The sequence below is a fragment of the Ferrimonas sp. genome, assembly GCF_048263965.1.
In the GTDB taxonomy this organism is placed as follows: domain Bacteria; phylum Pseudomonadota; class Gammaproteobacteria; order Enterobacterales; family Shewanellaceae; genus Ferrimonas.
This window is the reverse complement of record NZ_JBLXDO010000008.1, coordinates 135,425-155,075: the sequence shown is the minus strand read 5'-3', so window position 1 is coordinate 155,075 and position 19,651 is coordinate 135,425. Positions and strand designations below refer to the sequence as shown.

The 19,651-nt window shown below is 59.2% G+C and carries 19 protein-coding genes; 4 read left to right on the top strand and 15 right to left on the bottom strand.

Annotated elements, in window-relative coordinates; all coding sequences use genetic code 11:
• Positions 1 to 8: 8 nt before the first annotated feature.
• The 6 genes from lepB to rpoE all read right to left on the bottom strand — a co-directional run bounded on the left by lepB (position 9) and on the right by rpoE (position 5,450).
• Positions 9 to 929 (bottom strand): signal peptidase I, encoded by a 921-nt coding sequence (lepB, locus tag ACN0RV_RS09710; RefSeq protein ID WP_417347417.1) that lies wholly within the window; start codon positions 927 to 929, stop codon positions 9 to 11.
• 6 nt (positions 930 to 935) lie between these two features.
• Entirely contained in the window at positions 936 to 2,726 is a 1,791-nt protein-coding gene (gene lepA / locus ACN0RV_RS09705) for a translation elongation factor 4 (protein ID WP_417347416.1), read from the bottom strand.
• A gap of 145 nt (positions 2,727 to 2,871) precedes the next feature.
• On the bottom strand, positions 2,872 to 3,306 hold the full coding sequence (locus tag ACN0RV_RS09700; RefSeq protein WP_417347415.1) for a SoxR reducing system RseC family protein: 435 nt from the start codon (positions 3,304 to 3,306) through the stop codon (positions 2,872 to 2,874).
• Positions 3,303 to 4,250, bottom strand: coding sequence for a MucB/RseB C-terminal domain-containing protein (locus ACN0RV_RS09695; RefSeq protein ID WP_417347414.1), 948 nt, complete (start codon positions 4,248 to 4,250; stop codon positions 3,303 to 3,305). Before ACN0RV_RS09695 ends, ACN0RV_RS09700 begins: the two co-directional genes overlap by 4 nt.
• Positions 4,251 to 4,259: 9 nt before the next feature.
• Positions 4,260 to 4,853: a sigma-E factor negative regulatory protein gene (locus ACN0RV_RS09690; RefSeq protein WP_417347413.1), complete on the bottom strand. Its 594-nt coding sequence runs from the start codon at positions 4,851 to 4,853 to the stop codon at positions 4,260 to 4,262.
• An 18-nt stretch (positions 4,854 to 4,871) separates the two neighbouring features.
• Positions 4,872 to 5,450 (bottom strand): RNA polymerase sigma factor RpoE, encoded by a 579-nt coding sequence (rpoE, locus tag ACN0RV_RS09685; RefSeq protein WP_286341672.1) that lies wholly within the window; start codon positions 5,448 to 5,450, stop codon positions 4,872 to 4,874.
• Positions 5,451 to 5,648: 198 nt separating this feature from the next.
• Between rpoE and nadB the strand changes: the two genes are divergently transcribed.
• Positions 5,649 to 7,268: an L-aspartate oxidase gene (nadB, locus tag ACN0RV_RS09680; RefSeq protein ID WP_417347412.1), complete on the top strand. Its 1,620-nt coding sequence runs from the start codon at positions 5,649 to 5,651 to the stop codon at positions 7,266 to 7,268.
• On the opposite strand, the gene ACN0RV_RS09675 is transcribed toward nadB, so the two are convergent.
• The 8 genes from ACN0RV_RS09675 to rppH form a co-directional block, all read right to left on the bottom strand.
• Complete coding sequence (locus ACN0RV_RS09675; protein WP_417347411.1) at positions 7,243 to 7,656, bottom strand: hypothetical protein; 414 nt, start codon at positions 7,654 to 7,656, stop codon at positions 7,243 to 7,245. The two genes, nadB and ACN0RV_RS09675, sit on opposite strands and share 26 nt — an antisense overlap.
• Before the next feature lie 293 nt (positions 7,657 to 7,949).
• On the bottom strand, positions 7,950 to 8,213 hold the full coding sequence (locus ACN0RV_RS09670; protein WP_417347410.1) for a succinate dehydrogenase assembly factor 2: 264 nt from the start codon (positions 8,211 to 8,213) through the stop codon (positions 7,950 to 7,952).
• A gap of 2 nt (positions 8,214 to 8,215) precedes the next feature.
• Positions 8,216 to 9,418, bottom strand: a complete 1,203-nt coding sequence (locus tag ACN0RV_RS09665) for a Bcr/CflA family multidrug efflux MFS transporter (RefSeq protein WP_417347409.1) — start codon at positions 9,416 to 9,418, stop codon at positions 8,216 to 8,218.
• Between the two features lie 44 nt (positions 9,419 to 9,462).
• Positions 9,463 to 10,374, bottom strand: a complete 912-nt coding sequence (gene nhaR / locus ACN0RV_RS09660) for a transcriptional activator NhaR (protein ID WP_028108688.1) — start codon at positions 10,372 to 10,374, stop codon at positions 9,463 to 9,465.
• Positions 10,375 to 10,738: 364 nt separating this feature from the next.
• Positions 10,739 to 11,590 carry a thymidylate synthase gene (locus ACN0RV_RS09655; protein ID WP_417347408.1) on the bottom strand — a complete coding sequence of 284 codons (852 nt, stop codon included), beginning with the start codon at positions 11,588 to 11,590 and terminating at the stop codon, positions 10,739 to 10,741.
• Between the two features lie 53 nt (positions 11,591 to 11,643).
• The gene (gene lgt / locus ACN0RV_RS09650; protein ID WP_417347407.1) at positions 11,644 to 12,423 is read right to left on the bottom strand and encodes a prolipoprotein diacylglyceryl transferase; all 780 of its coding nucleotides are present in this window, start codon (positions 12,421 to 12,423) and stop codon (positions 11,644 to 11,646) included.
• Between the two features lie 130 nt (positions 12,424 to 12,553).
• The gene (gene ptsP, locus ACN0RV_RS09645) at positions 12,554 to 14,785 is read right to left on the bottom strand and encodes a phosphoenolpyruvate--protein phosphotransferase (RefSeq protein WP_417347406.1); all 2,232 of its coding nucleotides are present in this window, start codon (positions 14,783 to 14,785) and stop codon (positions 12,554 to 12,556) included.
• The gene (gene rppH / locus ACN0RV_RS09640; RefSeq protein WP_028108692.1) at positions 14,782 to 15,330 is read right to left on the bottom strand and encodes an RNA pyrophosphohydrolase; all 549 of its coding nucleotides are present in this window, start codon (positions 15,328 to 15,330) and stop codon (positions 14,782 to 14,784) included. The genes ptsP and rppH overlap by 4 nt, the downstream gene beginning before the upstream one ends.
• A 695-nt stretch (positions 15,331 to 16,025) precedes the next feature.
• Between rppH and mutH the strand changes: the two genes are divergently transcribed.
• Positions 16,026 to 16,706 carry a DNA mismatch repair endonuclease MutH gene (gene mutH, locus ACN0RV_RS09635; protein ID WP_417347405.1) on the top strand — a complete coding sequence of 227 codons (681 nt, stop codon included), beginning with the start codon at positions 16,026 to 16,028 and terminating at the stop codon, positions 16,704 to 16,706.
• Between the two features lie 196 nt (positions 16,707 to 16,902).
• Complete coding sequence (locus ACN0RV_RS09630; protein ID WP_417347404.1) at positions 16,903 to 17,946, top strand: adenylate/guanylate cyclase domain-containing protein; 1,044 nt, start codon at positions 16,903 to 16,905, stop codon at positions 17,944 to 17,946.
• On the opposite strand, the gene ACN0RV_RS09625 is transcribed toward ACN0RV_RS09630, so the two are convergent.
• Positions 17,894 to 18,799: a LysR substrate-binding domain-containing protein gene (locus ACN0RV_RS09625; RefSeq protein ID WP_417347403.1), complete on the bottom strand. Its 906-nt coding sequence runs from the start codon at positions 18,797 to 18,799 to the stop codon at positions 17,894 to 17,896. The two genes, ACN0RV_RS09630 and ACN0RV_RS09625, sit on opposite strands and share 53 nt — an antisense overlap.
• A 176-nt stretch (positions 18,800 to 18,975) precedes the next feature.
• On the opposite strand from ACN0RV_RS09625, the gene ACN0RV_RS09620 reads away from it, so the two are divergent.
• Positions 18,976 to 19,581, top strand: a complete 606-nt coding sequence (locus tag ACN0RV_RS09620; protein WP_028108695.1) for a peroxiredoxin C — start codon at positions 18,976 to 18,978, stop codon at positions 19,579 to 19,581.
• Positions 19,582 to 19,651: the final 70 nt, after the last annotated feature.

The following is a 19,651-nucleotide window of genomic DNA, read 5'->3' as shown; positions in this document are numbered from 1 at the left end:
GCTAACCTTTAATCTATTCCGCCAATACGGCTGAAGCGAACGCCTGTGGGTACCCAGGAGGGCAGCACACTGTCGCGCTCACGGTCGAACTCGAAGGAGATCCAGATGCCGGTGGCCTTACCCACCAGGTTCTCCTCGGGGACAAAGCCCCAGAAGCGGCCGTCGGTGCTGTTGTCACGGTTGTCACCCATGACAAAGTAGCTGCCTTCGGGCACCACCCAGTCGCCGGTCTGACGGCCCTGCTGCTTGTAGTAGTAGCGCAGGGGCTCAGGGCGACGCGGGTTAATCAAAATGTCGTGCTCCACCCCGGCCAGGTCTTCACCCAGGCGCATCAGGGGCGTGCCGTTCTGGAAGAACTCATCCCGGTTCAGCTCCACGGACTGCACCTGCTCCAGACCCGGGCACTTGGCCACTCCGGCCTCGCATTTGGGCTGAAGATAGAGGGTCTTATTGCGATACACCACTCGATCACCAGGCAGGCCAATCACCCGCTTGATGTAGTCGACGCGGGTATCCTTCGGGTACTTGAAGACGATGATGTCACCGCGCTGGGGGTCGTTGTTCTCCCAGAACTTGGCGCGGAACACCGGATCCCGCAGGCCGTACTCATGCTTGTTCACCAGAATGAAGTCGCCCACCAGCAGGGTGGGCATCATGGAGCCTGACGGGATCTGGAAGGGTTCCCACAGGAAGGAGCGCAGCACCAGCACAAAGGCGATCACCGGGAAGATGGACTTGGAGGTCTCCACCAGCCAGGGCTCCTGAACCAGTTTGTCTCTGGCCTCCTCAGGCAGTTCGGCGGTGGTCTGCTCGCTGGCAAACGCCAGCTTCTGCTGGCGCCGCGGCGCCAGGTAAAACTTATCCAGTAGCCAGACCAGGCCGGTCCCCAGGGTGACCAGAACCAGGATCAGGGAAAACAGTGCCGCCATTCGCGTTTAATCTCCTACCTTGAGTACCGCCAGGAAGGCCTCCTGAGGCACCTCAACATTACCCAGCTGCTTCATCCGCTTCTTACCCTCTTTCTGCTTCTGCAACAGCTTCTTCTTACGGCTGACGTCACCGCCATAACACTTGGCGGTCACGTCTTTACGCAGGGCCTTGACGGTGCTGCGCGCCACGATCTGGTTGCCGATGGCAGCCTGGATGGCGATATCGAACATCTGACGGGGAATCAGTTCACGCATCTTCTCCACCAACTGGCGGCCACGGAACTGGGCATTCTCCTTGTGAGTGATCATCGCCAGGGCATCCACCCGGTCGCCGTTGATCATCACGTCCAGACGCACCATCTCCTCCTGCTGGAACCGGACAAAGTTGTAGTCCAGGGAGGCAAAACCACGGCTGGTGGACTTCAGTCGGTCGAAGAAGTCCAGCACCACTTCCGCCATGGGCAGTTCATAGGTCACCGCCACCTGGTTTCCGTGATAGGCCATCTTAGTCTGAACACCCCGCTTCTCGATACACAGGGTGATCACATTCCCCAGATACTCCTGTGGAACCAGGATGTTGGCCTCAACAATCGGCTCCGCAATGGTTTCGATGTTGTTCAGGGGAGGAAGTTCCGACGGGTTGTCCACCATCAGGGTCTCGCCCTTGGTGGTCTCAACCTCGTAGACCACGGTGGGGGCGGTGGTGATCAGGTCCAGGTTGTACTCACGCTCCAGGCGCTCCTGGATGATCTCCATATGCAGCATCCCCAGGAAGCCACAGCGGAAGCCGAAGCCCAGGGCCGCGGAGGTCTCAGGTTCGAAGAACAGGGAGGCATCGTTCAGGGAGAGCTTGTTCAGGGCATCGCGGAAGGACTCATAGTCTTCACTGGAGATGGGGAACATGCCGGCGTACACCTGGGGCTTCACCTTCTGGAAGCCGGGCAGAGCCTGATCGGAGCCGTGCTTAGCGTGGGTCAGGGTATCGCCCACGGGGGCACCGTGGATCTCCTTGATGCCACACACTACCCAGCCCACCTCGCCGGTGAGCAGCTCTGTGGTGTCCTTCTGCTTGGGGGTAAAGATACCCAGACGGTCCACACCCCACACCTGACCGGTGCTCATCACCTTGATCTTGTCGTTCTTCTTCAGCTTGCCGTTCTTGATGCGCACCAAAGAAACCACGCCCAGGTAGTTGTCGAACCAGGAGTCGATGATCAGCGCCTGCAGCGGCGCCTCGGGATCCCCCTCGGGGGCAGGAATGGTCTTGACGATGCACTCCAGCACATCCTCAATACCTACGCCGGTCTTGGCGGAGCAGCGCACCGCTTCCATGGCGTCGATGCCGACAATGTCTTCAATCTCTTCCGCCACCCGCTCAGGGTCTGCCTGGGGCAGGTCGATCTTGTTGAGGATCGGCTGCACTTCCAGGTCCATCTCGATGGCGGTGTAGCAGTTTGCCAGGGTCTGGGCTTCCACCCCCTGACCGGCGTCCACCACCAGCAGGGCACCTTCACAGGCCGCCAGAGAGCGGGACACCTCGTAGCTGAAATCCACGTGTCCTGGGGTATCGATGAAGTTCAGTTGGTAGGTTTCGCCATCTTGGGCGGTGTAGTCCAGCGTCACACTCTGCGCTTTAATGGTGATGCCGCGCTCACGCTCCAGATCCATGGAGTCGAGGACCTGCTCCGCCATTTCACGATCGCTCAAACCACCGCATTCCTGGATCAGGCGATCGGACAGGGTCGACTTACCGTGGTCGATATGGGCAATGATACTGAAATTACGAATATGCTTCATCTAGGCCGCTTCTTGCAAAAACAACAGGAACAAAACTATCAGGGATAGATACAGGGGGGGGATTTTAACGGATTTTATCCCCGGCGGCTATGGAATAGGTAACCGCCGGGAATTGGCGCCCTCTTCAGCAACAAAGAAGAGCCGCCTACTCCTTGGCAGGCGCGCCCAACACCTTGATGATTCTCGGTGTGGGTGTCAGTGAATCTGCCAGTCGTCGGGCTGTCACAAAGCCTGCCCCGCCAAGGGCCAACCCCAGGCCCAGGGCCAACAGTTCGGCGCCACCCATCAGGGCAGTGGCTCCCACCCCCACCAGTAAGCCTAGCAGGGGCAGCAGATAAACCAGGGCGGCGGCACTGAGCAGTTGCTGCTCGGGGATCCCCAGGGTCACCTGAGTACCCGGATTCAGCCGTTGTTTCCAGGGGAGGGTCAGGCGCTGGGACTTGGGACTGAGCCCCTTGGCCACCACCCCAGTACCGCAGTTATCGGACTCATGACAGTGGCCGCAAGCGCTCTGCACCTGCCAGCTCAGGGTGACCTGGCCTTTCTCCCAGGATTCCACCCGGGCCAGGGCCTCCATCATTGGCCGGACTCCGCCGGATAGATGGAGTTGGCCACATTGGTGAGGCTCTCCAGGGGCAGGCGTCCCACCACCACCACCTCGACATCGCCATGGCGGGCGGACGCCAGGGAGAGACCGCTGCCGGTGGAGAGGCTCTCGGGCATCACCACCTGACCGGCCAGGCCGATGTAGACCGACATTTCGGTCAGGCCGTCGCTCAGGGCCAGATACTGAACCGGGTCATTGACGCCGAACAGACGGTGCTGATCCACATGGGTCAGCTTGAAGCCCTGGGGCAACCAACCGAAGCGCCAGGGAGATTGCTGATCGCTGTTGGCTCGCACCATCACCGGCGGCCAGTTCTCCTCGGTCAGCTTGCCCAGCACCGGGGGGGCAACATCGAAGGCGGCCATCTCGATCACCAGATACTGCTCCAGCAGCTGACCATCGGCATTGAGGGTATCGATGCGCAGGGGCAGCGCCGTTTCCATGTCCAGCCACAGGCTGTAGCTGTAGCGGAACTTGTCGGTGGAGACGATGCGCACCACCTGGGAGGTGCGACCCGCAACCCGGTCCCGTCCCCCCAGAGCCAACTGGTAGTAGGGGGTGAAGGCTTCAACGCCGGTGCCGAAGGCGGGCGGAATGAATCCGCTGATGCGGGCACTGCGAACCGAGTAGGGTTTGACGTCGTGCTCCAGATAGGTGACCTGGTCACCGATTCGGACCACGTTCTTCTGTGGGCCGTTCAAGTGCTCCAGGTAGGCCACCTCCTTGCCATCCACGGTGCCGTGAAGATAGCGAAGGGGACGGATGTGATCCGACTGCAGGTGTATCAGGGAGTAACGGAATTGGGTATCGGAGAGGGCGTGCTGCATCTTCTGCAGCCAGTTGATGGCGGGGTCATCGCCAGTGGCATGGGCCGGCAACGCCAGCAACCATGCCACTACAAACAAGAATCTACGCAAGCGTGCCTCTTAGTTTTGCTCTTGATCGTCGTTGGACACATTATGCCCCTTAAGACGCTGCTGCAACAGGTGGTCACGCAGATAAGCGTTCACCCGGCGGCGCTGCTCCATGGCCTGGGCCTCGGCACTCTGAGCCTGGGCCTGACGAGCGGCAGGAGTATTGGCCTGATAGCTGGCAGGGGTGGGAGCGCCCACAACCGGCAGGGTATTGAGTACAGGCACAGGGCTGTTCTGCTGCTCGACACCGTATTGCTGCACACCCACCACGGCGATGGCGGCAACGGTGGCGGCGATGGCGTACTGACCGAAGCGGCGGGAGAACTCCACCACCTTGCCAGAGACCATGGAGCGTCGGCTTGGCTCAGGAGACTTGGTGTCCTCCTTGGGGGCCAGCACCGTGGGCTCCTGCTCCAGGGCGGCAGCCACACTGGAGGCGATGTCCAGATTCAGTTCCTCGGGCAACTCGTTGCGCATCGCATCACCAATCAGGTGATAGCGACCCCAGGAGGACTGCATCTCTTCATCCTTAAGCCACTGCTTGAGGTCCAGATCGGTTCCTTCTCCGTCAACCCAAGCCGATACTGCTTCTTTACGTTCTGTCATGGTTCACCCTGATTGATACTACCGCTCTAACAGCGGTTGAATCCTCTTGTCGATCGCTTCCCGCGCCCTGAAGATACGGCTTCGTACCGTGCCTACCGGACACTCCATTACAGTCGCGATCTCCTCGTAGCTCATCCCCTCCAACTCCCGGAGTGTGATGGCTACCCTCAGCTCTTCCGGCAATGTTTCGATGGTGCTGAACACTGCCCTCTTAATCTCGTCTGACAGCAGCTGGCGCTCCGGGGAGGCGTGCTCCCTCAGTGCATCGGCACCGTCATAAAATTCAGCTTCTTCCGCGTCCACATCCGTTGCAGGTGGCCGCCGTCCCTGTGACACCAGATAGTTTTTGGCGGTGTTGACCGCAATCCGGTATAGCCAGGTGTAAAACGCGCTCTCCCCACGAAAGTTAGGCAGAGCCCGGTAGGCCTTGATAAACGCTTCCTGTGCCACATCGGCGACATCGCCCTGATTCTTCACATAGCGGCTTATCAGGTTGGCTACCTTGTGCTGGTACTTCATGACCAGCAAATTAAAAGCTTGTTTATCACCTTGTTGAACGCGTTCGACCAGCTGCTGATCGCTGTTTGGCTCACTCACTTGAGAGCACTCTCCCATAAACTAAACTGCTGATTTTGCTTTTACTCGTCTCCGCGCACTTAGGTAGACTGCGCCTACTGGTAAAAGTTCGTAAAAAATTGTGATCCGATCGAAAAATCTGCACTGTCCGCGAAATTTTGGTGCTGGAACGGGAAGCGGGTAACATAGGGTCACATTTCCAAAACCCCATGATACCTAATGAAAGCCGGGATTGAACACAGTACTGATGTCTTAGTCATCGGTAGCGGTGCCGCTGGCCTGACCTTGGCCCTGAAATTGGCCAATCGCTGCCAGGTCACCGTCGTTGCCAAAGGCCCCCTGACCGAGGGCTCCACCTATTACGCTCAGGGCGGCATCGCCGCGGTCTTCGACGAAGAGGATACCGTGGAGTCCCACGTGGAGGATACCCTGATCGCCGGTGCCGGCCTCTGCGAACGGGAAGCGGTGGAGTTCACCGCCAGGGAAGCCCGGGCCGCGCTGGAGTGGCTGATCCGCAAAGGGGTGGATTTCGATGAGGAGGAGCCTCAGGACACCCCCTCCGGCACCGAGCCCCGCTATCACCTGACCCGAGAAGGGGGCCACAGTCACCGTCGCATCCTCCATGCCGCCGATGCCACGGGCAAGGAGGTCCAGCTTACCCTGGAGGAGCAGGCCCGACGTCACCCCAACATCACCCTGCTGGAGCGCTACAATGCGGTGGACCTGATCACCAGTGCCAAGCTGGGGCTGTCCGGTGATGCCAGAGTGGTGGGAGCCTACGTGTGGAACCGCACCGCTGAGCATGTGGAAACCGTCAGTGCTCCTTTCGTGGTGCTGGCCACAGGTGGTGCCTCCAAGGTATACCAGTACACCTCCAACCCGGACGTCTCCTCGGGAGACGGCATCGCCATGGCCTGGCGCGCCGGTTGCCGGGTGGCCAACATGGAGTTCAACCAGTTTCACCCCACCTGCCTCTATCACACCGAAGCACGCAACTTCCTGCTGACCGAGGCCCTGCGTGGCGAAGGCGCCCTGCTGAAGCGCCCCGATGGCAGCCGCTTCATGCCGGACTTTGACCCCCGTGAGGAGCTGGCACCCCGGGATGTGGTGGCCCGGGCCATCGACTTCGAGATGAAACGCCTGGGTGCCGACTGCATGTACCTGGACATCAGCCATAAGGATCCCGAATTCGTCACCCGACACTTCCCCACCATCTACAAGCGTTGCCTGGGGCTGGGGATCGACATCACCACGCAGCCGATCCCTGTGGTACCTGCGGCTCACTACACCTGTGGTGGCGTGATGACCGACCTGGACGGCAAGACCGACATCACCGGCCTCTATGCCGTGGGCGAAGTAGCCTACACCGGCCTGCACGGCGCCAACCGTATGGCCAGCAACTCCCTGCTGGAGTGCCTGGTGTTTGCCCGGGCCGCCGCCCGGGATATCTTCCAGAGACTGGACCAGAAAGAGAACATCTCCGGGCTGCCCCAGTGGGATGAAAGCCAGGTTACCGACTCCGACGAAAACGTGGTGATCTCCCACAACTGGCACGAGCTCAGGTTGTTCATGTGGGACTACGTGGGGATTGTGCGCACCGACAAGCGTTTGCAGCGAGCCCTGCGACGGGTAGAGATGCTCAAGGGGGAGATCCACGACTACTACTCGGACTTCAAGATCAGCAATGACCTGCTGGAGCTGAGGAACCTGGTGCAGATCGCCGAGTTGATCATTCGCAGTGCCATGGCCCGGAAAGAGAGCCGCGGCCTGCACTACACCCTGGACTACCCCCAGCAGCAGGACAACCCCACCCCTACGGTTCTGGCGCCTTCGACCTGAGCCTGACCAGAGTACGACAGAGCCGGTGCCAGCCGGCTCTGTCCATCTGACTGCGACTGAGCCACCACCTGCGTCCTCCCGGTTGCACCCACAACAGGGCCACTGAGCCCAGCACCCAGCTGCGCCTGTCCAGCTGAAAAGGTTCGCCGCTGCCCAGCTCCACCCCCTCACCATTGTCTGCCAGCAGGAAGGGCAGTGTCTCCGGTGCCCTGGCCAGCCAGGGCAGCAATGCCAGAGGCGCCAGCATCAGTTGCCAGACGCCCTGCAGGGGCAACTTGCCTTCGGGCCACCACCACAGGCTGAGCAACAGGGCAAGACTCAGCGCCAGCCTGAGCCAGTTGGGGTAGGTCTTGGGAGCAGGAAAAGGATAACGAACGGGATCAACCATCTAGGGCGTGTTTATCTTTGGTGTTTAGAATTTGGCCGAGGATGACGACAACTAATCAAGAAGTTCGATTGTAGGCATAGTTGCTCTACGTCAAAATCGAACGACGAAGAGTAGTTGTCGTCAGTCCGGCCCCGAAGGGCACTTTGCTCAGTCTAGGCACCCAATCATTTTGGGCACTAATGTCTACACATCAAAGCCTTAGTGGCTGGGGGCTGATGCAAAAATATTCAGCAAAGGTCAACAGGCCCTAGACAGTATAGTTGACCCCGATAGGGTGAGGCTGTGGTTTCAGGTCAGCGCAGCTGTTCCCGGTTGCGCTCCAGGATCAGGGCCACCATGGCCGCCAGTTGCGGATCCGGACAGGCCTCATGGCCCATAAACCAGGCAAACATGTCCGGGTCGTCGCAGGTCAACAGCCGCTCAAACTGTGCCTTCTGCTGCGGGTTCAGGGAGAGGTAGTGCTTTTCCACAAAGGGTTCCAGCAACACATCCAGCTCCAACATGCCCCGACGGCACGCCCACTTCAGCCGGGCCAGGCTTTCCCTCTCTTGGTTCATTGTTATTCCTTAACGCTCAGGTGTTTCTCGTGCCAGAGATAATACCCCAATGACGCCAGCGAGCATACCGCCATCCCCACCAGCATCGGCGCAGCAGATTCAGGGTGCACCAGTGACAACAGGGCTCCGGCCAGGGCTCCCGCCAGGAAGCGCATGGCGCCCCCCAGGGCAGACACCGAGCCTGCCGCCCCCTCGAACGCATCCAGGGCCAGGGTGGTGGCATTGGCGCTGACCATCCCCAGTGGGCCCATCATCAGCATGATGGGGATCACCACCGCCCACAGAGGCGGCTCACTCAGCAGGGAGGTGACCAAGGACAGGGCCGCACCCAGGGCAGTGATCAACAGGCCTCTCACCATCATCCGGGCGGTCCCTACCCTGGCCACATAGCGGGCGTTGACCGTGGTCAGGGTCATCATGGTGATGATGTTCAGGCCAAACAGGTAACCGAAGTGCTCCGCCGCCACCTCAAAGTAGCGGATATAGACGTAGGAGGAGCCGGTGACAAAGAGGAACAACGAGGCGGAGAACAGGGTTCCCACAATCAGATAAACCCGTACCGTATCGTGAACCAGAATGGCCCGGTACAGGGAGAGCGCCGCCCGAAACCCGGCAGGCCGGCGATCTTGGGGCGGCAGGGTCTCCCCGACCCACAACCGCATCAGCACAATCAGGGCCAGGGCAAAGCCGCCCAGCAGATAGAAGATCGCCCTCCAGCCACCATGAAGCAGCAGATAGCCCCCCAGGATCGGCGCCGCCAGGGGGGCCAGGTTCATCACCAGCATCACAAAGGACATGGCCCGGGCAAACTTCTCCCTCTGAAACAGATCCCGCAATACCGCCATCACCACCACAGAGGCCCCCGCCCCGCCCAGGGCCTGGAGGGAGCGGGCGGCAATCAGCATCTCCACCGAACCGCTCCAGGTCGCGACCAGGCTGGCCAGCACAAACACCCCCAGGCTTCCCCCCAGCACCGGCATCCGGCCATAGGCGTCGGTCAGCGGCCCGTACAGCAACTGGCCCACGGCAAAGCCCACCAGGAAGAAGCTCACCGTCAGCTGGGTCGTGGCCACGGTGGCATGCATCTCATCGGCGATGGTTGGGATAGCGGGCAGGTACATGTCGATGGCCAGCGGGGTCAGCCCCGCCAGGGCCCCCAACAGCACAATAAGCCCCAGACCTGAGGCTTTGGTTTGGTCGGTCATACTGCTCCTGATAAAAGGGGCGCCCTCAGCGCCCCCGATATTGACTACTTGAACCGTTTAAAGGCCGGCTCCTTGCCACTGAAGAGGTCGGTAAAGTCGGTCTCGAGGATCCGTTTCACCGCCGGATGCTGAATCATTCGCTCGGCGAACATCACATGGTACTGCTCAGTAATGTCGACGGTTTCTCCCACCAGCTGTACCCCTTGGGACAACAGCTCCTCCCGGTACAGTGTGGGGGCGATGAAGATCCCCTGTCGATACAAGCCGAAAGCTTTCATCATCGCCGCATCATCGAACTCGCCCACGATCACCGGGGAGACCCCCACTTCGTCGAACCAGCGCAGCAGTTGCTGGCCCAGGGCGGTCTTACGGTGCGGCATCAGGATACGCGCCCCATCCAGGTTGGCGGGAAAGCGTCCCTCCACCTTCTCCTGGGAGAAGAAGCTGATGCCGGTCTCCCCCAGTTTCTTGCTGAGAATTTCCGGATACTTCAGGGACTCGGCATCACTGCCGGAAAGCACCATATCCAACTTGTGTTGGGAGAGGCGCTCCATCAGGTTCTCTTCGCCGGACTCATAGCAGCAGAGGTGAATGGAGCCATCATCCGGCATCACCGACAACAGCAGTCGACTGGCCAGGCTCTTGGACAGGGCATCGGAAGAGCCCACCTCAAAAAGGATCGACTTGTCCTGGGTGTAGTTGAGCAGATCCAACATCTCGTAGCTCAGGCTGAACATCTTGTCTGCATAGCGGAACACCAGCTCCCCCAGGTCGGAAGCCACCAGCTGACGCCCCTGACGGCGAAACAGCTTACCCCCGAGGCGGTGTTCCAGATGACGAATCTGGCCGGTGACCGTCTGCGGCGTCAGGAACAGAGCTTCCGCCGCCTTGGTGACCGAACCCTTCTTGCGAACCATCCAGAAATAGTAGAGGTGATTGTAATTTAGATGCGCCATAACCTGGACCTCCCTTAGGGGAGGGCTTCTCCTTAAATCGACGAGCCGGCCGATACCTCGGCCGGAAACCGGAAACCGTGCCGCAGAGCTGCGGCGTGGGGACTGCGGAGTGCAGACCGACCTATTATAGTTCGGGAAAGCTGAACCAAAGCCCAACCATAAGCAGATGAGACTACCACAAAGCGCACCATCAACCACCACTTAAAATTGCGATTGAGTCGATGAAAGAACCGCACAGGGGCAGGGCCTCAGAAGCCCTCAGAAAGAGGCACTGACTGACAAGCTGCCCAGCCACGGAGCTGGACAGCCCCCAGGGCGACTCGATATGGCCGAAACGACGCCGCCCCGATGGGGCGGCGAACAATCAGACGGAGAAGGGGTAGGCGATGGGGTCGTGGTGCTGATAACCCTCCACCTGAAAATCGTCCAGGGTCACCCAGGTCTCCAGATCCTCAAGGCTCTTAATATCCGGGTTGATCAGCAGCCGCGGAGACTCAAACGGCTCCCTCTTGAGCTGCACATCCCGCATCAGTTCCAGCTGATCCTCGTAGATATGGGCATTGACTATTTTGTGGTAGGCCTTGCCCGGCTTGTGACCGGTGATCTGCGCCATCAGCGCCAGAAGGGCAAACACCTGAACCTGGTTGAAGTTCAGACCCAGAGGCACGTCACAGGAGCGCTGATAGGAGGTCAGGTGCAGGGTGTCCCCCAGCAGGGAGAAGGTGTGGGTGTGCATACAGGGGCGCAGGCAGCCCAGGTCAAACTCCCCCGGGTTGTAGAAGGTGAGGATCTCACCCCGGTCATCCACGCCGCGGCTCAGGTCGGCGACAATCTTGCCCAATTGATCCAGGGGGGTCCCGTCATGCTTACGCCAGGCGCGGCCCTGAACACCATAGACCCGGCCCATGTCATCCTCCCCTTTGCGATGGGGGTTGGCCAGCCAGGCGGCATTGTCGTTGGCGTTGGCATTCCAGGTGTTACAGCCGATGGCCCGAAACTGCTCGGCACTGTCATAGCCTCTCAGGTAACCCAACAGCTCGGCGATGGCCGCCTTCCAGTAGCTCCTGCGGGTGGTGATCAGGGGAAAGCGGTTGCCGCCGACATCATACTCCAGGTCGGCATTGATCACCGTCAGACAACGCTTGCCTGTTCGCTTGTTCTCTACCCAGGCACCCTCATCGACGATGCGTTGGCACAGGTCCAGATACTGTTTCATGGGTCTACAAACCTTCAAATATTGTTATATGTCCATCCTTTTACAGGACAGTGTCATTTGGCCGGGCGCATCATCAGATAGCCGCCATAGGCCAGCATGGGGATGGTCAGCAACTGCCCCATGGAGAAGCCCATGTAGAGGCTCATGTGGGCATCAGGCTGACGAACAAACTCGATGAGGAAACGGGCACAGCCGTATCCCACCAGGAACAGGCCGGCCACCGCGCCAGGCTTGTCGGTGCGCTTCTTATACCAATGGAGAATCAGGAACAGCACCAACCCCTCAAGCACCGCCTCGTACAGCTGAGAGGGGTGGCGGGGCAAGGGGCCGGCACCTGGGAAGATCATCGCCCAGGGCACGTCGGTGACTCTGCCCCAAAGCTCGCCGTTGATGAAGTTACCGATGCGGCCGGCGCCCAGGCCGATGGGAATGGTTGGGGCCACCAGGTCCGCCACCTGCCAGAAGGTGCGCTTCTGACGGCGGGCGATCCAGAACATCGCCACGATCACCCCGATGAGGCCACCATGGAATGACATCCCCCCGTTGGTGATCTTGAACAGGTAGAGGGGATCCTCCAGCAGCCACTGCCAGCCGTAGAAGAACACGTACCCCAGGCGCCCGCCCAATACGACCCCCAGGAAGGCGTAAAACAGCAGGTCGGAGACCTGATCTCGGCTCCAGGTGGAGCCAGGCTTATCCGCATGGCGGTTGAGCATCCACATGGCGCCCAAAAAACCCACCAGATACATCAGGCCATACCAGCGTAGGGCCAGGGGGCCGATCTCAAGGATCACAGGGTCAATCTGGGGAAACACAAAATAGCTTTCGGTCATCTTGGAATCTTCTGTAAAGTCCACCACCTCGAGGTGGCGGGGCCGTCAACGACGGCGGGGGCACTTGGCCCCCGTCCCTTAAAAGTGGCTTTAGGATACTGAGTCAGCGCCCCAAATGCCATGATCGTCCTCAGGCGTCCTGATAGAGCTCCGACAGTTCGTGCTCATCCAGCCAGCTGCGGGCCAGATCGCGCACCTGAATATCATCGCAGGCCTGCAACAGGGCACCTCGCAGCGGCTCCAACCGGGCCGCGCTCAGATGGCGTACCAGATGGTGGATTCGGCCGAGGCTGCGGCGGTTCATGCTGAGCTGGCGCAGCCCCAGGGCCATCAGGATCAGCGCCCCCTCGGGTTCACCGGCCATCTCACCACAGACACTCAGTTCGCTGTCTCCGGCCAGGGAGACGGTCTGGGCCAGGGCCTGAATGACCGCAGGATGATAGTGGCTGAACCTGTCCGCCACCTGAGCATTGGTTCTGTCCACCGCCAACAGGTACTGAGTCAGGTCATTGCTGCCCACGGAGAAGAAGTCCACCTTCTGTCTCAGTTGTGGCAGCAGATAGATGGAGGCGGGTACCTCGATCATCACCCCCACCTGGACTCTGGGCAGGGTGCACTCCAGCTCCTCCTCCAGCTCGTGGCGGGCCTGCTCGATCAGCTTACGGGCCTGCTCCACCTCATCCAGATTGGAGACCATCGGCAACAGGATGCGCAGATTCGCTGTCTCCACCGACGCACGCTGCATCGCTTTCACCTGAACCAGGAACAACTCCGGGTGGTCCAGGGTGAGGCGGATGCCACGCCACCCCAGGAAGGGGTTGTCTTCCCGGATAGGGAAATAGGGCAGAGGCTTGTCGCCGCCGATATCCAGGGTACGTATGGTCACCGGCTTGCTGCCCAGGGCACGCAATACCCGGCCATAGGCCCGCTCCTGAGTCTGCTCAGTGGGGAAGTGGTTCTGCAGCATGTAGAGGGTTTCGGAGCGATAGAGGCCGATGCCGCCCACATAGGCGGGATCCAGCTGTTCACCCTCCGCCACCAGGCCGGCATTGACCTGCAGGCACACGGGTTCACCGTCCAGGGTTTCACAAGGCTCGGTCAGGCCACGCTCATAACGCGCATCCTTCTTGGCCAGGGAGGACTGGAAACGGTGAAACTCGCGCACCACGGTCTGTGCGGGTTCCACCAGCAACTGGCCGCGCACCGCATCCAGGATGGCGCGCTTGCCCGACAGGGCCTGAATCGGCAGGCCATCGATGCCGAACAGGGCCGGAATCGACATCGCCCTGGCCAGAATCGCCGCGTGAGAACTGGCGCCCCCTTCGACACTGACGATGCCTGCGAGCTTACTTCTGGGCACCTCCGCCAACATGGTGGCGGTGATCTCGCTGGCCACCAGGATCACCGGCTGCGTCGGCGGCTTGCCCCCCTGCCCCGGCCGGGCCAGTTGTCCCAGGATACGCTGACCAAGATCCTTAAGGTCGCTGGCGCGCTCCTTGAGGTAGTGATCGGTCATCGCTTCGAACCGGGCCACATACTGGGTAAAGACTTTGGAGACTACGGTCTCGGCAGACCAGCCCTCGTCGCAGCCGGCCATCAGGTCCTGCTGCAGCACGGGATCGGCAATCAGGTACTGGTAGATGTCGAAGATGGCGCTGATCTGAGATTCGATCTCTCCGCTGAGGCGGCCGCTGAGCGCAGTCATCTCATCCTGGGTTGCCAGCAACGCCCGCTCCAGCCTGTCCCACTCGCGGTCACTGCCCTGCCCCTTGCTCTCCTCCATGGAGAGGGAGATGCGTGGACGTGCCAGCAGGATCTCGGCATCGGCAATGCCCGGACTGGCGACGGTGGCACTCCAACGACGGGGGCCGGTTTCGGTCAGTTCGGGCAGATCGCTGCTGGGGCGCAGCTCAGGCACCAGTTGCGAGGCCAGGGTCACCAGGAAGGCTTCCTCATCCTCGTTAAACTGACGGGCCAGCTTCTGCTGCACCACCAGCACCCCGAGGACCTTGCTCCTGTGAGTAATGGGGGTGGCCAGAAAGGCGCGAAACTCATCTTCGTCCACTTCGGGAAGCAGCTTAAAGGCGGGGTGTGATGGAGCGTCGGCCAGGTTGATGGGCTCCTCCCGGCGCATCACCATGCCGACGATGCCCTCACCGGCATTGAGGCGGGCCCGGCCCACAGCAGAGGGAGCCAAGCCGTCGCTGGCTTTGAGAACTAGCCCCTCACCATCGGTAAGATAGAGTGAGCAGCAATCGGTGTTCATGGCGGCGCGGGTCTGTTGCACCAACTCGATCATCGACTGTTCGGCAGTCTGAGCTTCAGCGACCCGCTGCACTATGGTGCGCAGTGTGGTAATCATCGGCCTCTTCTTCGTCGTCTGGCTTTGTTGTTTCCATCCCGGGTGCGTTTAGTATGGTCCTTGCGCGGCTGAAATGGCATAGCCACCGGCGCAAACTCCTTCATCACCTTACGATAGACATCCCGCTTAAAGGAGACCACCTGGCGAACTGGGTACCAGTAACTGACCCAGCGCCAGTCATCGAATTCAGGGTGGCCACTGCGCTTGAGATCGATCTGATCTTCGCCGGACACCAGCTCCAGCAGAAACCATTTCTGTTTCTGACCAATACATACCGGCTTGGAATCTTGCCGGACCAGCCTCTTGGGCAGACGGTATCTGAGCCAGGAACGGCTACTGGCGAGGATTTTAACATCCTTTTTCTGCAGCCCGACCTCTTCATACAGCTCACGATACATCGCCTGTTCGGCGGATTCTCCCTGATCCAGCCCCCCTTGGGGGAACTGCCAGGAGTGTTGGCCATACCGCCTTGCCCAGAGCACCTGACCTTGGCGGTTACAGATAATGATCCCCACATTGGCTCTATAGCCTTCGTTGTCGATCACTATGTCATCCGATTGATTTTTATCTTGCTCTGATTGTTCCACAGAATGGCGCTCGGGGGCAATCCCGGGCTAGAGAGCGGCCCCAGTGGGTAACTTTGAAGATTTTCAACACTTATATACAGAAATATTATCCCCCGCTCGATTCCCACGAAAGTTATCAACCGGAGCTGTGGATAAGCCTGTTTGTAAAATTGTATGTGATGGAGATATCCGCAAAGGATGAACATAATCCATCCTCAGGCACCGTGGCGCGAGGATAAAAACAGCCTTTAAATCAATATGATAAACATTAGCAAAGCCCAGATCTCTACGGAGGATCTCGGATCGTTCAAATTCTCACCGCTGCCACATCCCTTGTATGAACTTTGGCTCAACTGGTCAGAAAACCCCTGGCAGCCCGGCTAGGGATCCACCACCCCCAACCTCCTGTGGATCAATTCCCGGCAGTTATCCAATCAAACTGTGCATAACTCTGTTAAGAAAAAACGGGTAAGGGCGGGATAACCTGAATAACAGTATGAATTACTGCATTTTGATTATGGCTTAATTATTTTAATTTCATGAGGTTACCCTCATTCATCCGACTTTTTGCAGAGCTTGCCACGCTGTGGGCAACAAACCAGTACAAAAAACACCCACAAAAGTTATCCCCATCGAGGTGTCGCTGTTAACGGGCTTCGGGTTAGAATGGCGGGATGATCGAACTCAACTTCACGCCAGACTCCGAGCCCCAGCTGCTTGACCGCGCCGAGGCGGTAGCAGGCTGGACCCTGGGGGAGCTGGCCGACGCCCTGGGCATCGCGGTGCCCGACAACCTGCTGCGCCATAAAGGTTGGAGCGGGCAGTTACTGGAGCGCTATCTGGGCGCCAGTGCTGGCTCCAAGCCCCACCCTGACTTCGAACAGTTGGGCATCGAGCTGAAGACCATTCCGGTGGACCTGCAGGGCAAACCCCTGGAGACCACCTTCGTCAGCGTCTGTCCCCTCACCAACCTGGGCGGCCTGCGCTGGGAGGAGAGCCCTGTCTGCCACAAGCTCAGGGCGATCCTGTGGATACCCATACTGGGAGAGCGGCAGATTCCGGTGGCGCAGCGCACCCTGGGGATGCCGCTGTTGTGGCGCCCCTCCCCGCAGGAGTGGCAGGCACTGCAACAGGATTGGGAGGAGATCATGGAGCGGGTCGCCCTGGGCGAGGTGGAGTCGATCACCGCCCGACACGGTGAAGTGCTGCAGCTTCGCCCCAAGGCCGCCAACAGCCGGGTGCTGACCGACGGCATTGGTCCAGACGGCAGCCCGATTCAGACCCTGCCCAGGGGCTTCTATCTGAAGATCCCCTTCACCCATGCCCTACTACAGAGACACTTCCATAACAACTGAAATAATGCCTATCCAAAAAGTGATATACGTTTGGGTTGAGGTCACAAAACTTGTATAATCTCTCGTTATTACAAATAAAATAAGCCAGGCGGGAACTTTTCCACCGGCCCCATAATTACAGAGTCCCTTTACCAGAGTGCAGTCGCGGCAACAATTTCTAAAACTGGTCTTCGCCATTATCGCCTGGTCTCTAGCGATGATGGCCTATGTTACCTTCCGTTATGCCCAGGGGGACGACCGTCCGTACTGGGCGATCACGGCTGCGGATCTCACCACCCTCTCCATCTATATGGGGCTGATCTTCGGCTGTCTGCATTGGCTGTCCAACCTGATTACCGACGTCAGCGGCATCCGGCGAATGCCCTACGCCTTTATCGTGGCATTCAAGGGACTGTTTCTGCTGCTTGGGGCCCTGACCCTGGCCTACATCACCAATTGGCTAAACTCCTGGGATAACGCCGAGCAGTTTGCCGCCACCAGCCAGATCCTCACCGCCCATGTGCTCAATGCCCCCTCGGCCCAGACCCTGATCGCCTATCTGGTGCTGGTGCGGACCGGCCTGGCCTTCATCGAGCAGATGGGATTGCTGGTGGGGCCGCGGGTACTGCTGAACATCGGCATGGGCAAGTACCACAAGCCCAGGTATGAGGAGCGTATCTTCCTGTTCCTGGATATGGTCAGCTCCACCGCCCACGCCGAGGCTCTGGGGGACTATCGGTTCAGCCGCCTGATTCAGGACTGTTTCGACCTGCTCTCCGACGTGGTCACCCAGAATCAGGGGGAGATCTATCGCTACGTGGGGGATGCGGTGCTGATCAGCTGGCCTCAACGGCACAGATCCAGGGCGCGTCTCTGCCTCAATGTCTACTTCGACTTTGTGCAGACCCTCTACTGGAACCGTCACTATTTCCAGAAAGAGTATGGCTTCGTGCCCAAGTTCAAGGCGGCCGCCCATGGTGGCCAGGTGGTGGCAGCGCTGGTGGGGGTGTATAAGCAGGAGATCAGCTTCTTCTCAGACGTGCTCAACACCCTGGCCCGTCTCCAGGACCAGTGTGGTCCCCTGGGATGCCAGATGCTGGTGTCCGATCAGGTGAAAGAGGCGCTGGATGACGACCACAGCTATGATCTGCTCTCCCTTGGGCCCATTCGCCTCAAGGGAAAGCAGCAGGAGATCGAAGTGTTCTCCGTCAGTCGGACTTACTCGGCAGCAGATCCCCAATCATCTCCCCAAGAGTTCTGAAGGTGCGCAGACGACTGGTTGTCTGCCGCCACACCAGGCCAATCTCCCGGTACGCCTTCTGCCCCTCGGGCACATAGGTCAGCAGGTCCGTTCCCTTGAGAATGCCGGCATCGATGGCCATCTGCGGCAGGAAGGTGCTCCCCAGCCCTGAGTCCACCATCTGCACCAGGGTATGCAAGCTGGTTGCGGCAAAGGGGTTGATCTTCTCACGGTTTTCCAGGTTACAGGCACTGATGGCATGACCGGTGATGCAGTGCTCTCTCTGCAGCAGGAAGATGCTCTCGTCCGGCCAATCCTCGTAGCTGAGCTTGGACTGCTCCGCCGACTCCTGATGAATCACCACCTGGAAGGGATCGATGCCCACCCCCATGGTGTGGAAACCCGAGGTGTCCACCGGAAGTGCCAGCAGCAGCAGATCCAGTTCGCCGTTGCCGAGCATGGAAAGCAGGTTTTCCGTGGTATCTTCTCTAAGTAAAAGAGTAAGATCTGGGAATCGTTGCTGAGACTCCTTCACCACCCTGTTCAACAGGAAGGGGGCGATGGTTGGAATACATCCCAGTCGCAGAGTGCCACTCATGGCATCCCCTGCACTCTGAGCCAGATCGGTCAACTCCTGCACCTGAGCCAGCAGCTCCCGGGCGCGGCACACCACCTCCTCGCCGGTGGCGGTAAACAGAAAAGATTTGTGGTCGCGCTCAATCAGCTGGCAGCCCATCTGCTCTTCCAGGTTCTGAATACCGCTGGAGAGAGTGGACTGGCTGACGTGACACGCCTTGGCGGCGCGGTTGAAGTTCTGCGCCTTGTGCAGATGCACCAGATAATATAGGTTTTTGAGACTAGGGAGTCTGCGCATCGTCTGCTCCGGAACAATCGATTGGTTTAATCTATTTTATTCGATTCTTCAAAGGAACACACCCCCCTATACTGTGCTCAGTTTCACATGACTAACGTATTGGGAATTTGTCGGCAGTCTAGTAAGTTAGATTAAGATTGCCGTTGAAATTAACCTTTAAAAAGGAAGAGAACACCATGTCTGTATTAGTAGGCCGTCCTGCCCCTGATTTTACCGCTGCTGCCGTACTGGGTAATGGCGAGATCGTTGAGAACTTCAACCTGAAGACTGAAATCGAAGGCTCCAAGGCGGTGATCTTCTTCTACCCTCTGGACTTCACCTTCGTTTGCCCCTCCGAGCTGATCGCTTTTGACAAGCGTTTCGAAGAGTTCCAGAAGCGCGGTGTTAAGGTTATCGGCGTATCCATCGACTCCCAGTTCAGCCACAACGCCTGGCGTAACACCGCCGTTGAAGATGGCGGCATCGGCCCAGTGAAATACCCTCTGGTTGCCGACGTGAAGCACGAGATCTGCAAAGCCTACGACGTTGAGCACCCAGAAGCTGGTGTTGCTTTCCGTGGCTCCTTCCTGATCGATTCCGAAGGCAACGTGCGTCACCAGGTAGTGAACGACCTGCCTCTGGGCCGTAACATCGACGAGATGCTGCGCATGGTTGACGCCCTGAACTTCCACGAAGAGCACGGTGAAGTGTGCCCTGCTCAGTGGGAAGAGGGTAAGAAAGGTATGGACGCGTCCCCTGCCGGCGTAGCCGCCTACCTGTCCGAGAACACCGACGACCTGTAATACGGGTTGTCGCGGGCCATGGAATGGCCCACCCTATAAAGAAACGGGGCGCAGTGCGCCCCGTTTTTTT

Excerpts from the sequence above, each read along its gene's own strand:
- lepB (WP_417347417.1), bottom strand. The coding sequence starts at position 929 with ATGGCGGCACTGTTTTCCCTGATCCTGGTTCTGGTCACCCTGGGGACC.
- lepA (WP_417347416.1), bottom strand. The coding sequence starts at position 2,726 with ATGAAGCATATTCGTAATTTCAGTATCATTGCCCATATCGACCACGGT.
- ACN0RV_RS09700 (WP_417347415.1), bottom strand. The coding sequence starts at position 3,306 with ATGATGGAGGCCCTGGCCCGGGTGGAATCCTGGGAGAAAGGCCAGGTC.
- ACN0RV_RS09690 (WP_417347413.1), bottom strand. The coding sequence starts at position 4,853 with ATGACAGAACGTAAAGAAGCAGTATCGGCTTGGGTTGACGGAGAAGGA.
- nadB (WP_417347412.1), top strand. The coding sequence starts at position 5,649 with ATGAAAGCCGGGATTGAACACAGTACTGATGTCTTAGTCATCGGTAGC.
- ACN0RV_RS09675 (WP_417347411.1), bottom strand. The coding sequence starts at position 7,656 with ATGGTTGATCCCGTTCGTTATCCTTTTCCTGCTCCCAAGACCTACCCC.
- ACN0RV_RS09670 (WP_417347410.1), bottom strand. The coding sequence starts at position 8,213 with ATGAACCAAGAGAGGGAAAGCCTGGCCCGGCTGAAGTGGGCGTGCCGT.
- ACN0RV_RS09665 (WP_417347409.1), bottom strand. The coding sequence starts at position 9,418 with ATGACCGACCAAACCAAAGCCTCAGGTCTGGGGCTTATTGTGCTGTTG.
- nhaR (WP_028108688.1), bottom strand. The coding sequence starts at position 10,374 with ATGGCGCATCTAAATTACAATCACCTCTACTATTTCTGGATGGTTCGC.
- ACN0RV_RS09655 (WP_417347408.1), bottom strand. The coding sequence starts at position 11,590 with ATGAAACAGTATCTGGACCTGTGCCAACGCATCGTCGATGAGGGTGCC.
- lgt (WP_417347407.1), bottom strand. The coding sequence starts at position 12,423 with ATGACCGAAAGCTATTTTGTGTTTCCCCAGATTGACCCTGTGATCCTT.
- ptsP (WP_417347406.1), bottom strand. The coding sequence starts at position 14,785 with ATGATTACCACACTGCGCACCATAGTGCAGCGGGTCGCTGAAGCTCAG.
- mutH (WP_417347405.1), top strand. The coding sequence starts at position 16,026 with ATGATCGAACTCAACTTCACGCCAGACTCCGAGCCCCAGCTGCTTGAC.
- ACN0RV_RS09630 (WP_417347404.1), top strand. The coding sequence starts at position 16,903 with ATGATGGCCTATGTTACCTTCCGTTATGCCCAGGGGGACGACCGTCCG.
- ACN0RV_RS09625 (WP_417347403.1), bottom strand. The coding sequence starts at position 18,799 with ATGCGCAGACTCCCTAGTCTCAAAAACCTATATTATCTGGTGCATCTG.
- ACN0RV_RS09620 (WP_028108695.1), top strand. The coding sequence starts at position 18,976 with ATGTCTGTATTAGTAGGCCGTCCTGCCCCTGATTTTACCGCTGCTGCC.